A 13,133-nucleotide genomic window follows, 5' to 3' on the forward strand; every position below is an offset into this window, starting at 1 on the left:
TTATTTTGGTAAGTAATCGGAAAACGAAAGCACGCCGGTAACGATTAATACCAAATTGATCAACATTCCCATCATAAAGAAACCAATCCCGAATAAGAACAAAAACAGCAGCGATCTCCCAATGCTCAGTCTTCCATTAAGCCTGTTCAAAATATACACCGCCAATAAAGCCATTAACAGTATAAACACGTAGGAAGACTCCAAATACATTGTGGGAGCGAATATCATAACCAAAATAGTGAATGGAAAACTAGCCAAACTGTAGTGTGCCAGGCTATAGATGCCAACCACCAGGAATTCTGTAAAATTGTAATTGCGCTTATTAAATAGTATCCATCCCAAAAAGCCAAGTATCGGTATATAAAGCAGGAAAACGAAGGAGCTGAAATCAAGGGATACTGTCATTATTTTCTCGGCCACCTCCGGGTTCAGGGCATTGCCCATATCTCCCGTAAAGATATCGTCCCAGAAGACCTTCCGCATCAGGAAAAGAGAAAGCCCCGATACGGTCAGGGCGATTCCCAGGTAACTCACCGGATTCAGATATTTTCTGCGAATACCGGCGACATAACATCCAATAACTTCCTGAGGTTTGGTAAACATGTGTTTAAAAGTCATCAGGAAGGTGTTGTCCATGTTGAAATACCGCTCAGTAACATCGTACCAGAGGTTTTTCAGACTAAGACGGTTGCGTATCACTTTAGCCCCGCAAACCGGGCAATAGTTGTAATCCGTACGCAGGTCCGTCCCACAATTTTTACAAGCCATTCGGTTGGTCAGTTATATTAGGTCTTCTCTTATTTGATTGCTTAGTTCAGTTAGGTCGTTATACAACATGAATTCTCCGTTCTTAATATAGGAGATCTGTCCGGTCTCTTCACTTACCACTAAGGCAAGAGCGTCTGTACGTTCTGTGATACCCACGGCTGCCCGATGCCTTAGCCCAAACCTGAGCGGTATGGATCTTTCTTTAGACACCGGCAGTATAACCCTTGTGGCCACAATATGGTTGTTTTCAATAATAGCAGCCCCATCATGTAAGGGACTGTTCTTATAAAATATGCTCTCTATGATGGGTTGATTCACCTCCACGTTCATGGAATCTCCAGAGGATTTCACAAAATCCAGGGAGTTGTTTCGCTTTAGTACCAGGATGGCCCCTGTCCTGCTTTGGCCCATTCTTTCACAAGCTGCCAGTACGGCCTCTACATTAAGCTCCAGGGAAACACCCTCCTGTTTGAGGAATTTCAACCTCTTCATGAAATTCCTCTTATTGGCGAAATTAGTAGACCCTATCATCAACAGGAACTTCCGGATCTCCTGCTGAAATACAATGATCAGGGCGATCAAGCCCACCTGCATAAAGCCACCTACCATACTGCTGATCATTTTCATGTCGAGCAATTGGGTGAGTTTCCAGAACCCCCAGACGATCACTATGCCAATAAAGATATTGATGGCGACGGTACCGCGTACTAATTTGTAGATGTAATAGAGAAGAACTGCGACAAGGACAATGTCTATGATATCCGTTATTCCGAACTCCAGAAAATCTAAAAAATCCAATCCTTGTTGTTTTTGTAAAATTAATCAAAATAGGGAAACAAAAAATCAGCCTTTTCCTACCGCAATTCTTCAAATAGAACAACACATTCCACTGCCTCCTTCACATCGTGCACCCTCAATATTGAACTTCCCTTTTCCAGAGCTACCATATGTAAAGCTGTAGTACCGTTTAGTGCTCCGGATGCATCCGTGTTCAGTTTTTTGTAGATCATGGATTTTCTGCTTAATCCCGCAAGTATGGGCACCCCAAGGGTCTGAAAGCGGTTCAGGCCCCTGAGAAGCTCGTAGTTCTGATTTAAATCCTTGGCAAAGCCAAATCCTGGATCCACGATCAAATCCTTAATACCCGATTTTCTGGCCCCAGCAAGTTTTGCAGAAAAGTAATAGAGCAGATCTTCTATCAGACTATCATAAGCATTGAGTTGCTGCATGGTTTGCGGAGTACCTTTCATATGCATCAGGATATAAGGGCAATTGAAGGCGGCAATGCTCCTCATCATTTCCGGGTCACCACTGCCAGCGGTAATATCGTTGATCATGGCGGCTCCCATTTCCAGGCTGTTTCTGGCTACATTGCTTCTGAAGGTATCAATGGAAAGCAAAACTTCCGGGAAATTTTGCAAAATCAATTCCACTGCCGGAAGTACGCGCCGGAGTTCTTCTTCCTCACTTACTTCATCGGCACCCGGCCTGGAGCTGTATCCTCCGAGATCGATGAAATCGGCTCCTTCCAGGATCATTTTTTCAACCTGATGCAAAAGGGCTTTGTCCTCCTGGTATCTACCACCATCGTAGAAGGAGTCCGGGGTCAGGTTTAGGATTCCCATCACCCTGGGTTGGTTGAGGTCTATAAGATTTCCTTTACAGTTGAGGTACATAGGCTAAAAACCAAAGTCAGCGCTTCCTTAAATCATAAGAATAACTTTAGGCGATGAACTTTGACGGTTACAGAATTTTGAGCGAAATTTACGCAAATTACAAGGAACTCAATGCAGCAAACCTCCGAACAATACGATGCCGTAATTCAGACTTGCAGAGAACTGTTTTCAAAGAAGATGAAGGATTACGGCGCCGCCTGGCGGATTTTACGATTACCCTCTTTAACGGATCAGATCTTTATAAAAGCCCAGCGGATAAGAAGCCTGCAGGAGAATCCGGTACGTAAGGTAGACGAAGGCGAACGCTCAGAGTTTATCGGGATCATTAACTACGCCATTATGGCCCTTATCCAACTGGAGAAAGGCGTTGCTGATGAACCTGACCTGTCCGTAGATGAAGCGGTACGGCTTTACGATGAACAGGTGGCTGTGACTAAAGCGCTAATGGAAAAAAAGAACCACGATTACGGTGAAGCATGGAGAGATATACGGGTAAGTTCACTAACAGACCTCATATTGCAAAAGCTGCTCCGGGTAAAACAGATTGAAGACAACAAGGGCAAGACCCTGGTAAGTGAAGGCATAGATGCCAATTACCAGGACATGGTAAATTATTCCATATTTGCCATGATACATTTAGACTCCTAAAAATTTATGAGGTCCATATTTGCAGAACAAATGGAATTATTGGCAACGGCCAAGACCAGCAGCAGCTTTAACCGGAGTTCGGGATGTATGTCAAACTTATATATCTTGTCTAAATGAAATATCTCGTCGGTATCAGTAGGGTAGTTGTAGGGGTCCTCTTCATCATAAGCGGCTTTATCAAACTTAACGATCCGGTTGGTTTTTCCTTTAAATTGGAGGAATACTTTAGTCCAAGTGTACTGGATCTGGGATTTTTGGTACCCCTTGCCCTGGCGATATCCATATTCATTGTCATATTTGAGGTGCTTTTAGGTGTTTTTCTTCTGGTGGGATTCCAACGGAAATTTACCGTCTGGAGCCTGCTGCTGATGATATTGTTTTTTACCTTCCTGACCTTTTATTCTGCTTATTTCAACAAGGTTACGGACTGTGGTTGTTTCGGAGATGCCATAAAGCTAACCCCCTGGGAATCTTTTAGTAAAGATGTCGTTCTGTTGGTATTGATCGTTATTCTATTCGTGGGTAGGGCTTATATTAAACCTTTATTTCACAGAAAAACCAGCCTGGGCATAGTATTAGCAGCCGGGCTACTGTGTTTGGTATTTGCATATCATGTTTTAAATCATTTGCCATCTATTGACTTCAGACCCTATAAAATTGGTGCTAATATCCAGGAAGGCATGGGAGTGCCAGAAGGTGCGCCCAAGGCCATTTTTGAATATGCCTGGAAGTTCAACGTGAATGGTGAAGAGAAAGTCATTGTCACTAATGGGGATTACCCCACCGTTGATGGGGAATTCGTGGATGTGGAAACCACTGAGATCCAAAAGGGATATGAACCACCTATTCACGATTTTACCATAGAACAGGAGGGAGTAGATTATGCATCGGACCTTTTGCAAGAGGATAAGTTGGTCATGGTTGTCGCTTACGATCTGGTAAAAAGCGAGCTGGAGGCATTTGAAAAGGTAAAGACAACAACAGATGAGGCGATTCGCAAAGGATATAAGGTAATTGGAATGTCTGCATCTAATGAAGAGCAGACCTCAGGAGTTATCGCAGATCACCGATTGAATTTTGAGTTTTACTTTACAGACGAGACTACGCTAAAGACCATAGTACGATCCAATCCCGGTGTCCTGGTTTTGGAAAAGGGTACCATACTGGACAAGGTGCACTACAACGACCTGGAAAACCTGATTTTTAAAGAATAGAAAAATATATCACTAACACCATAGCACTAGAAAAATGAGAAATAAAGTTGTTGCGGGGAACTGGAAAATGAATAAAACGATGGCTGAAACCGAATCGCTTTTACACGAACTATCGGCTAAATTACCGGACACTTCGGCTGAGGTAATGGTAGCGCCTACATCGGTAAACCTGGCAGCTGCAGTACATATGCTGGAATCATCAGCAATAGAAACCATTGCCCAAAACATGCATTTTGCGGAAAGCGGGGCGTATACCGGTGAGATTGCAGCGGATATGCTCTTAAGTATTGGCGTAAATACCGTCATTTTAGGGCATTCCGAACGAAGGGCCTATTTTGGAGAAACCGATGAGCTGCTGGCGGATAAAGTGAAAACCGCGCTCAACAAATCCATGCGTGTTATTTTCTGTTTTGGAGAGGAGTTGGAAGAACGACAGGCAGGCAGTCATTTTGAGGTTGTAGAGCGGCAACTAAAGAACGCCCTTTTTGATCTTCCGGCGGAGGCCTGGAAGCAGATCATCCTTGCCTATGAACCCGTTTGGGCCATAGGTACCGGTGAAACAGCCAGTCCGGAACAGGCTCAGGAAATGCACGCCTTTATTCGCGAGACCATAGCCAAGGCCTATGATGCTACACTGGCTGATTTGGTAACTATTCTGTACGGGGGCAGCGTTAAACCTGGCAATGCCAAGGACATTTTTTCCAAGCCTGATGTTGACGGCGGATTGATCGGGGGTGCCTCACTGGTAGCGGACGACTTTATCGCCATCATCAAAGCCATCTGATAGGGTGGGAGACTACTACCTGGAATATCGTTTTCACATAGTACCCAGGGAACCTGCGACAGAAATACTGATAGCCGAGCTTGGGGAATTAGGCTTTGAGAGTTTTGTAGAGACCCCTGAAGGATTGCTGGCCTATATTTCAGAACAGGATTGGACAGAAAACCTGCTGGACCAGGTACAGATCTTTGCCAACAAGGATTTTAGCATTACCCATGAGCGCAGGGAGATCCCTCAGGAAAACTGGAATGCGGTTTGGGAGCAGAGTTTTGAACCCATTGAGGTTGGGGACTTATGCGTAGTTAGGGCCCCTTTTCACGAGCCACGCGGGGTCAAATACGAGATTGTCATTGAACCCAAAATGAGTTTTGGTACCGGGCATCATGAGACCACTTATTTAATATTGCGGCTTTTGATAGACCTTAATTGCGAGGGGAAGACGGTACTTGATATGGGTTGCGGTACGGGTGTATTGGCCATTCTGGCGGCTATGAAAGGCGCAGATACCATAGATGCAGTAGATATAGACTCCTGGAGCTACGAGAACACCTTGGAAAATAGCAGGAGAAACGGGCAGGAACGCATCGCCGTATATCAGGGAGATGTAAGTGTCCTGGAAAAGGGCAAGGAGTATTCACTAATTTTAGCCAATATCAACCGGAATGTATTACTTACTGATATTCCGGCGTATACCGAACATCTAACCTCCGGTGGCCTGATGGTCTTGAGCGGTTTTTATACGGAGGATCTGCCTCTGATATCTCAATGCTGTGAAGAAAACGGTTTGCGGCTGGATAACACACTTCAAAAGAACAATTGGCAAGCCGCAGTTTATCGATTATCCTAAAGAGAATTAGGATAATTCCTACAAATTCAGCTAATTTTTAGTATTTTATAGGTGCATTTCAAGTAATTACCTCAAATTTTTATTGAATGAAAACACGTATAACCTATGAAAATTCTAAAAACCCCCACAATTTTGTGCCTTTTGGCGCTATTCTTATGGTCCTGTCAGGATGAAGTCGCGGAACCTTTTGAAAGCACTGTTCCGGAAAGCAATGAACAGGCTGAACCCTTAGAAGTTACGGAAGAAGTAGTAAGACTCCTAAAGACGAATTATTTCAACTCCGGCGAGATCGAAGTAATAGGCTTCTACCTTCCTGATGGTAGTGTGGAGCAGCGTTATCTGATAGAAGGAGATATCAGTTTTTCCAAAGATCAACTGGAGGCTCTCGCCACACTTAAAACCCCTGATTCCAGGAATTATCATACCAATAACCTTGTGAATCCCAGAACGCTGACGATTATTGGCTATACCGGCGGGCAGTTTGCGCTTTCAAGCAAGGAGCGTACCGCCCTGCAATGGTCAGTGAACAACTATAATCGCTTAAACCTGGGCATTCGATTTAGCCTGAGTTTCGGGACAAACTTTCAGGACAAGGATATGGTAGTCTATTATAATCCTAACGAATCCGGAAGCGGCGGAGTGGCGGGCTTTCCCAGCAATGGAAATCCGAATAAATTTATCCAGATATACGGTCTGGATGGCTTTTCCACCAATGTAAATGAACATGTTATAACCCATGAGATGGGGCATTCGGTTGGTTTCAGGCATACCGATTGGCAAACCAGGCAAAGTTGCGGAGATAACATCAATGAAGGTGTTGGCTCCGTAGGAGCCAATCCCATCCCCGGAACTCCGGCAGGATATGACCCCACTTCACTGATGTTGGCTTGTTTTAGCTCCAGCGAAGACGGTGAGTTCAACAACAATGACATCATTGCACTAAACTACCTCTATTAGTTTGATAATAGAGGGTAAACACTACTTGCAATGCGATAAAAGTGCCCGGACCGGGCACTTTTTCTAATGTTAGCGTTTAATTAAAAAGCCAAGTCACAAAAATTGCTATATTCGTAAAAAATCCGCATCCATGGGCACTAGAGAAAAAATCTTAGAAGAGCTCCTTTTGGAAGAGGAGATCCACGATCAGAATGAGATCGTCTTGTTTAACGATGATGTCAACACTTTTGAGCATGTCATTGAAACACTGATCGATGTTTGTGACCACACTGCCGAGCAAGCGGAGCAATGTTCCTTAATTGTTCATTATAACGGTAAGTGTACAGTGAAGACCGGCCCTTATGACGAATTAAAACCGCGCTGCAGCAGACTGCTTCAGGCAGGTCTTAGTGCAGAGATCGTTTAGCCCGGTTTAAGATAAGATCCCTATACTTCTTAATGAGGTAACTTGCCTCGTAATAACCCGTACAGAAAAGTCCCAAGTACGGCCCCCAGTATGACCAGTAGCATACTTAATACTCCGGTTCCCAGCAGCACGAACATAGGACCGGGACAAGCCCCTGCCAGCGCCCACCCTAAACCGAACAGACTCCCGCCGATAAGATAGCGTGCAAACCCCATATCTTTGGGAGGAAGCTGAATTTTGTATCCATTGATGTCTTTAACCTCATTTTTCTTGACGATCAGAAGACCCAATATTCCCAGGAACACTGCCGAACCAATAATACCGTACATATGGAAGGATTGAAATTTGAACATTTCAAATATCCTGTACCAGGACACTGCCTCGGATTTTACCAATACGATCCCAAAAAAGATCCCTGTAAAAAAGTATTTAAGGAACTTCATCAGCTAAAAATTAAAGGGTATAACACATGTACCATTAACAATCCTCCTATAAAAAAACCGATCACGGCTATAAGGGAAGGCAGTTGTAAATTGCTAAGACCTGTGATCGCATGCCCGGACGTACAACCGCCGGCGTAACGGGTCCCGAAACCTACCAGGATCCCCGCACCGATCAGGATCAGCAATCCTTTAACGGTCAACAGTTCTCCCCAATCGTAGATCTCCGCGGGAACCAAAGCGGCACCGGCATCTTCAAATCCCAGGGCTTTAAGGTCGGCCACAGTCGCGGGGTTTAGATCAATTACGGAATGATCCGAAAGAAAGTTTGAAGCCAGGTAGCCACCGATCAAGGCGCCTATGACAACCACCAGATTCCAACGCTGTGCCTTCCAATCGAATCTAAAGAATTCGCTGTATTTGCCTCCTCCCGCAATGGAACAGAGCGTTCTGAGGTTGGAAGACATTCCAAAGGTCTTACCAAAATACACCAGCAGCAACATCACCAGTGCAATAAGTGGGCCTGATATATACCAGGGCCAGGGTTGAAGTATATATTCCATAAAATGAGTTTAGGCAAAAATAAGTCAGTTGCCCGAGCCGGAATGTAATCTTTGTTACGCTCGGTAATATAGATATGGGGGATTAAAATAAGGGCAACCTACTACTGCTTCTGGTATACCTCACTTTGGATATTAGGAAGAGCCTCTCCAATGGTATTGGTCAGTCGCTCTCCGCTTAGGGTGTATAGAATAGTAGTTCCTCCTGAAAAGAGTGTTACCTGACTTCCTGAGGACTGCCAGGTCCCTGATGTGGAAGTCCTGAAAGTGGAGCATCTTATATCAAATAGATCTCCGGTTATGGAAACCACGTTAACACCATCCAGGTCCAGATCCCAGGTATTATCAGCATTAAAGGAAAGTGTGCCCGAGATACAATCAAGTTCTTCCGTGAGGTTTGTAGAAGCCGTTCCGTCCGAGTTTACGTCCTGTGGCGGGCTGACGTTGAGTTCTATCAATTCCCAATTTCCTATAAGCTCCTGGAGGTTGCCACCCGGTTCGGAAGTATCATCATCTGATGAGCATGAAAAAAAGGCCATACTCATCAATCCCAACATACTAAATCGTTTAAAAAGCCTCATAACATGCAATTTTTTATCAAGTATAAGCATTTAATCCAGAATTTAAAAGGGGTAAGGCCATAGAAGTCAGGTATTTTTTGTTATAAAATCATTCGAACGTTTCCGGCATACCCGATGTGAATATCGCTATGTCATATATTTTTAGCAAAGCTTATTCATCAAAATTCTCCACCGGTGTTATGAAATAATTGATATATCAACTATATTTGTATCAATGAAAGAAACCAAGGCAGTACCCCGTTTGGAAAATGTGCTTTTCTATGTCATGGAAAAGACCATTAAATCCTACCGGCAATTTGCTCAGCGACAGCTAAATGCGATAAATAAGGAAATCACCATTGATCAGTGGCTGATCCTTAAGACCCTGGATGACAACCCGGATATTACCCAAAGGGAGATCGCAGAAAGGGTATTTAAGGACCATGCGTCGATCACCAGGATGATAGACCTTCTGGTCAAAAAAGGTTTTCTCAAGCGATTTTTCAATCCGGAAGACCGAAGGCGTTACGGTTTGAAGTTAACGCCAGAAGGAAGGCTTGCACAGCAGCAATCCATTCCCGTGATCATGCGGAACCGCGCCCAGGCGTTGCAAGGCCTTAGTGATAAGGAAATACATACGCTTCGCAATCTGCTGCAAAAGATCACAGATAATTGTACGAATCCATCAAATCAGAAAATAGAACAATAAATCAAAAAATGTGACAATCATGAAAATGTTACGCTTGCTTTTAATCGTGTTGTTGTGCGGGGCGGTGTTGCCGTCCCGTGCGCAATATGATCCGGAACGGATCTCCAAACAGGAACATCAAGAAGTAATTGATTCCATTACAGCAATTTTGGAGGCCAATTACGTTTTCCCAGAGGTAGCTCTGAAGATGAACGATCATCTGAGAAAAAGACTTTCAGATAATGCCTATCGGAAGGTAAATGATCCGTACAAATTCGCTGAAATGCTCACTGAAGATATCAGGTCTATCAGCAAAGACCTGCACTTAAGGGTGCGTTTTGATCCTGAGAATATCGCCCGAAGAAGAAACGCGTCAATATCAGCCGCAGACAGTATAGCCTTGGCCGAGAGAAGGCTGCGAAACGCCAAAGCCGCTAATTACGGCTTCCGGGAAGTACGCATCCTGGACGGAAACATCGGTTATCTGAATTTAACCGGCTTTTTTAACGTGGACGAAGGAGCAGGCGCCACTGCAAGGGCCGCCATGAACCTCTTGAGCAATGCAGACGCCCTGATCATTGATCTTAGACAGAACGGTGGCGGCAGCCCTTCAATGATCCAGCTGATAACCAGTTATCTTTACGGTCCGGACAGGGTTCATTTAAACAACTTTTACAACAGGCATAGCGATGAAATCACTCAAACCTGGACCTTGCCTTTTGTCCCGGGAACCAGGAGGCCGGATATCGATGTTTACGTGCTGACCAGTTCCGGCACTTTTTCCGCAGCAGAGGAGTTCAGTTATAATCTCAGGAACCTGGAGCGGGCTACTCTGATAGGCGAGGTCACTGGTGGAGGAGCACACCCTGGCGGAACACAAATTGCTACCTCCCGCTTTACCATTTGGGTACCGGATGGGAGAGCTATCAATCCTATTACCAATACCAATTGGGAAGGTGTGGGTGTTGAACCGCACATCAAGGTACCGGCCAATGAGGCGTTGGATGTAGCTAAAATTACTGCTCTTGAGACGATCTTGAAGCGCAATGAAGGTCAGGATAGCTATCATCTGGAGTGGGCATTGGAAGGATACCGCTCAGCCAAAGAAAAAGTGTCTCTGGAAGCGGGAACCATGCAGTCTTATGCCGGAAGCTATGGCCCCAGGAAAATACATTTTAAGAACGGTGCACTGTATTATCAAAGAGAAGGTAATAACGAATACAAACTAATACCCATGTCTAAAAGCAAATTCCGTATTGATGAAATTCCGTATTTCAGAATACAAATGCTGGAAGAAGGGGGTGAAATTGTGGCCATAGAGGGCTTGTACAGTGACGGAAGAACGGACAAAAGCCTAAGGACAGGAAAATAGTGGTATACCTATCAACCTAATGCAGACCCTTGAGTTACTTTAAGGGAAAAGCCCGCTACAAGCGGGCTTTTGTTTGCTGCCTTTCCTCTTATTTTGGTCCACAGATCAGGGGATACCGGAATCGATCGAATATCGGGTCTGACTCCTGATAGCAAATTCCTTATATTTAGTCCCTCAAGACTTCCCCAGGTCATGAAAACAATTTGCTGTTTGTTTTTGTTTATCCTTACTCTATCCCTGTCTGCACAGGAGGTGGACCTCACAAATACTGTCCAAGCCCTAAAGCTAAAGATTAATAACTCAGAAGATGTTGAACGCCTGATGTGGATGGATAGTCTGTCCAGATTGATCTATAGCCGAACGGATCTCGGTTACGATTCCATAGCCAGGAGCACCATTGATTTCGCCCTGGAGTTAGACTCCACACGCCTGGCCCTGGAACAGTCCCGCATACTGATGATATATACCTGGCAGGAACTAAGAAAACCACAAAACGCTATAGCGTTTTTCAATGACCTAAAGGAAAAACTTCCGGCCAACCAGCATTTTTTTGAATTGAGTGGAGTCTACACTCAGGCCGCCCGGAACTATACCATGCTCAACCGTCTTGAAAAGGCTCTTGAAAATTATGAGCAGGCTTTTGCCTATGCCGTTCAGGCTAACAACCAAACCCAAATGGGCATTATTAAAAATGTAATGGGCAATGTGCTGTCTTTGATGGGTGATTTCCAGGGGGCAGCTGCCGCATTGCAGGAATCCTATGAAATTTTATCGGAGAGTGATCCGGAAATGGGATGGCGCCCAAAAGGCAACCTGTCAGTACTTTATTCCCAGAACGGGCTGCAGGAGGAAGCCAAAAAAATAAGATTGGAGATCATTGAAGAGGCTAGGGGATATGCAAGCGAAAAGAACAAAAATGAAGTACTAAATAGTCAGTTTTTTAACCAGGCCTTTGACGAGATGCTCAATGGTAGCCAGAAGGAACGGATCCGATTCCTGGATTCCACCAGGGTGTACGCCTTTAAAAACGGTTACAAATATCACGAACTACAGGTATTGGTGGCCCAGCTGAGTGCCTACTCAGAAAACGGGATGCTGGATAAAGCCGAAGCAGTTAAGAAGGAGTTGGATGAGCAAAGGGAGGAAGGTGAAAGCTTTGAACTGGATGAATACAACCTGGCCATGGCGCATTATGAATTTGCAGTGGGCAACTACCAGAGAGCGGCTCGTCTGGGAGAAAGAGAATATGAAAAGCTAAAGAATTCCCAGTTCTATGAGGGTATTTATATGTCCCATGGCTTTTTAGCCAAAGTGTACGACAGCTTGGGAAATTTAAGCAGGGCCCATGAACATCTCCGGGCCCACCATAAAATAAAGGACTCCATAGAGACTGTCCAGAAGGCGAACGGTTTTTCCTATTACCAGGCCCTATACGAGGCAGAGAAGAAGGATTCGGAGATCGCCACCCAGAAGTCGGAGATCGCACTGCTGAACGCCAGGAACCGGGCGCAGAACATGTGGATCACTTTCGGCGGTCTGGGAATACTGGCTGTGCTGGCTATCCTTTACCTGGTATGGGTACAGAATGCCACCAAAAGGAAACAGCAGGCTCAGGCCCGCTTCTCCAGGAACCTGATCAAGGGTCAGGAGGAGGAGCGTACCCGTGTGGCCAGAGAATTGCACGACGGGGTAGGGCAAAAGCTGATGCTGTTGGCCAAAAGGTCAAAGTCCGGCGAGGATGCAGCAGTAAAATCCCTGGCGATGGATACCCTGGAGGAACTGCGAAGCGTTTCCCGCTACCTGCATCCGGCCACCCTGGAGAAGTTGGGATTCTCTGCGGCTGTGAGGGCGATCATCGATGAGGTGGATGCCAACACAGACATCTTTTTTACCCATAGCATTGAAGATGTGGATGACCTACTTAATGATGAGAAATCTCTGCAACTCTACCGGATCATGCAAGAGCTATTGAACAATATCGTAAAGCATTCAGAGGCCGGGTCGGTATCGGTAGACATAGAAAGGAAGGCCGGTACGATAGAAATCGTGGTGAAAGACAACGGGAAAGGCTTTAGCTTCAAGGAGAAAATCCGCGACAGTGCCAGTCTGGGCATGCGAACCATCCTGGAACGCAGCAAAATGGCCGGGGCCAAACTCCATGTGGACAGCGAGCTATCAACCGGAACTACCGTCTCCCTGGAAATGCCGGTATAATC

15 protein-coding genes are annotated in these 13,133 nt (G+C 45.2%); 9 read left to right on the forward strand and 6 right to left on the reverse strand.

Annotated features, from left to right (window positions below; all coding sequences use genetic code 11):
* From GTQ38_RS03800 to folP, 3 genes are read right to left on the reverse strand one after another with little or no spacing between them, the layout of a single operon-like run.
* On the reverse strand, nucleotides 1-768 hold the full coding sequence (locus tag GTQ38_RS03800; RefSeq protein ID WP_161434158.1) for a DUF3667 domain-containing protein: 768 nt from the start codon (nucleotides 766-768) through the stop codon (nucleotides 1-3).
* A 12-nt stretch (nucleotides 769-780) separates the two neighbouring features.
* Nucleotides 781-1,566, reverse strand: coding sequence for a diadenylate cyclase (locus tag GTQ38_RS03805; RefSeq protein WP_161434159.1), 786 nt, complete (start codon nucleotides 1,564-1,566; stop codon nucleotides 781-783).
* Nucleotides 1,567-1,622: 56 nt separating this feature from the next.
* The gene (folP, locus tag GTQ38_RS03810) at nucleotides 1,623-2,444 is read right to left on the reverse strand and encodes a dihydropteroate synthase (RefSeq protein WP_161434160.1); all 822 of its coding nucleotides are present in this window, start codon (nucleotides 2,442-2,444) and stop codon (nucleotides 1,623-1,625) included.
* Nucleotides 2,445-2,555: 111 nt separating this feature from the next.
* Here folP and GTQ38_RS03815 point away from each other — a divergent pair, with 111 nt between their 5' ends.
* From GTQ38_RS03815 to GTQ38_RS03840, 6 genes are all read left to right on the forward strand, one after another.
* Nucleotides 2,556-3,092 (forward strand): DUF1599 domain-containing protein, encoded by a 537-nt coding sequence (locus GTQ38_RS03815; RefSeq protein ID WP_161434161.1) that lies wholly within the window; start codon nucleotides 2,556-2,558, stop codon nucleotides 3,090-3,092.
* 113 nt (nucleotides 3,093-3,205) lie between these two features.
* On the forward strand, nucleotides 3,206-4,306 hold the full coding sequence (locus GTQ38_RS03820; protein WP_161434162.1) for a BT_3928 family protein: 1,101 nt from the start codon (nucleotides 3,206-3,208) through the stop codon (nucleotides 4,304-4,306).
* A 34-nt stretch (nucleotides 4,307-4,340) separates the two neighbouring features.
* Nucleotides 4,341-5,090, forward strand: a complete 750-nt coding sequence (gene tpiA / locus GTQ38_RS03825; protein WP_161434163.1) for a triose-phosphate isomerase — start codon at nucleotides 4,341-4,343, stop codon at nucleotides 5,088-5,090.
* Between the two features lie 4 nt (nucleotides 5,091-5,094).
* A complete protein-coding gene (gene prmA / locus GTQ38_RS03830) occupies nucleotides 5,095-5,934 on the forward strand; it encodes a 50S ribosomal protein L11 methyltransferase (protein ID WP_161434164.1) in 840 nt (279 codons plus the stop codon).
* Between the two features lie 105 nt (nucleotides 5,935-6,039).
* Complete coding sequence (locus GTQ38_RS03835; protein ID WP_161434165.1) at nucleotides 6,040-6,891, forward strand: M57 family metalloprotease; 852 nt, start codon at nucleotides 6,040-6,042, stop codon at nucleotides 6,889-6,891.
* A 130-nt stretch (nucleotides 6,892-7,021) separates the two neighbouring features.
* Nucleotides 7,022-7,297, forward strand: a complete 276-nt coding sequence (locus GTQ38_RS03840) for an ATP-dependent Clp protease adaptor ClpS (RefSeq protein WP_161434166.1) — start codon at nucleotides 7,022-7,024, stop codon at nucleotides 7,295-7,297.
* 29 nt (nucleotides 7,298-7,326) lie between these two features.
* Here the strand turns inward: GTQ38_RS03840 and GTQ38_RS03845 are convergent, their stop codons facing one another.
* The 3 genes from GTQ38_RS03845 to GTQ38_RS03855 form a co-directional block, all read right to left on the reverse strand.
* A complete protein-coding gene (locus tag GTQ38_RS03845; protein ID WP_161434167.1) occupies nucleotides 7,327-7,740 on the reverse strand; it encodes a DUF6691 family protein in 414 nt (137 codons plus the stop codon).
* The gene (locus GTQ38_RS03850) at nucleotides 7,740-8,300 is read right to left on the reverse strand and encodes a YeeE/YedE family protein (protein ID WP_161434168.1); all 561 of its coding nucleotides are present in this window, start codon (nucleotides 8,298-8,300) and stop codon (nucleotides 7,740-7,742) included. Before GTQ38_RS03850 ends, GTQ38_RS03845 begins: the two co-directional genes overlap by 1 nt.
* A 101-nt stretch (nucleotides 8,301-8,401) precedes the next feature.
* A complete protein-coding gene (locus GTQ38_RS03855) occupies nucleotides 8,402-8,878 on the reverse strand; it encodes a hypothetical protein (RefSeq protein ID WP_161434169.1) in 477 nt (158 codons plus the stop codon).
* A gap of 214 nt (nucleotides 8,879-9,092) precedes the next feature.
* On the opposite strand from GTQ38_RS03855, the gene GTQ38_RS03860 reads away from it, so the two are divergent.
* The 3 genes from GTQ38_RS03860 to GTQ38_RS03870 all read left to right on the forward strand — a co-directional run bounded on the left by GTQ38_RS03860 (nucleotide 9,093) and on the right by GTQ38_RS03870 (nucleotide 13,131).
* Nucleotides 9,093-9,566 (forward strand): MarR family winged helix-turn-helix transcriptional regulator, encoded by a 474-nt coding sequence (locus GTQ38_RS03860; protein WP_161434170.1) that lies wholly within the window; start codon nucleotides 9,093-9,095, stop codon nucleotides 9,564-9,566.
* 19 nt (nucleotides 9,567-9,585) lie between these two features.
* Nucleotides 9,586-10,917 (forward strand): S41 family peptidase, encoded by a 1,332-nt coding sequence (locus GTQ38_RS03865; protein WP_161434171.1) that lies wholly within the window; start codon nucleotides 9,586-9,588, stop codon nucleotides 10,915-10,917.
* 192 nt (nucleotides 10,918-11,109) lie between these two features.
* On the forward strand, nucleotides 11,110-13,131 hold the full coding sequence (locus GTQ38_RS03870; protein WP_161434172.1) for a sensor histidine kinase: 2,022 nt from the start codon (nucleotides 11,110-11,112) through the stop codon (nucleotides 13,129-13,131).
* The last annotated feature ends 2 nt before the right edge of the window (nucleotides 13,132-13,133 follow it).

The sequence above is a fragment of the Poritiphilus flavus genome, from assembly GCF_009901585.1.
GTDB lineage: Bacteria > Bacteroidota > Bacteroidia > Flavobacteriales > Flavobacteriaceae > Poritiphilus > Poritiphilus flavus.

What these genes read in the sequence shown, in the direction of transcription:
- GTQ38_RS03800 (WP_161434158.1), bottom strand. Translation starts at nt 768, where the DNA reads ATGGCTTGTAAAAATTGTGGGACGGACCTGCGTACGGATTACAACTAT.
- GTQ38_RS03815 (WP_161434161.1), top strand. Translation starts at nt 2,556, where the DNA reads ATGCAGCAAACCTCCGAACAATACGATGCCGTAATTCAGACTTGCAGA.
- GTQ38_RS03845 (WP_161434167.1), bottom strand. Translation starts at nt 7,740, where the DNA reads ATGAAGTTCCTTAAATACTTTTTTACAGGGATCTTTTTTGGGATCGTA.
- folP (WP_161434160.1), bottom strand. Translation starts at nt 2,444, where the DNA reads ATGTACCTCAACTGTAAAGGAAATCTTATAGACCTCAACCAACCCAGG.
- GTQ38_RS03820 (WP_161434162.1), top strand. Translation starts at nt 3,206, where the DNA reads ATGAAATATCTCGTCGGTATCAGTAGGGTAGTTGTAGGGGTCCTCTTC.
- GTQ38_RS03840 (WP_161434166.1), top strand. Translation starts at nt 7,022, where the DNA reads ATGGGCACTAGAGAAAAAATCTTAGAAGAGCTCCTTTTGGAAGAGGAG.
- GTQ38_RS03835 (WP_161434165.1), top strand. Translation starts at nt 6,040, where the DNA reads ATGAAAATTCTAAAAACCCCCACAATTTTGTGCCTTTTGGCGCTATTC.
- tpiA (WP_161434163.1), top strand. Translation starts at nt 4,341, where the DNA reads ATGAGAAATAAAGTTGTTGCGGGGAACTGGAAAATGAATAAAACGATG.
- GTQ38_RS03865 (WP_161434171.1), top strand. Translation starts at nt 9,586, where the DNA reads ATGAAAATGTTACGCTTGCTTTTAATCGTGTTGTTGTGCGGGGCGGTG.
- GTQ38_RS03860 (WP_161434170.1), top strand. Translation starts at nt 9,093, where the DNA reads ATGAAAGAAACCAAGGCAGTACCCCGTTTGGAAAATGTGCTTTTCTAT.
- GTQ38_RS03850 (WP_161434168.1), bottom strand. Translation starts at nt 8,300, where the DNA reads ATGGAATATATACTTCAACCCTGGCCCTGGTATATATCAGGCCCACTT.
- GTQ38_RS03870 (WP_161434172.1), top strand. Translation starts at nt 11,110, where the DNA reads ATGAAAACAATTTGCTGTTTGTTTTTGTTTATCCTTACTCTATCCCTG.
- GTQ38_RS03855 (WP_161434169.1), bottom strand. Translation starts at nt 8,878, where the DNA reads ATGAGGCTTTTTAAACGATTTAGTATGTTGGGATTGATGAGTATGGCC.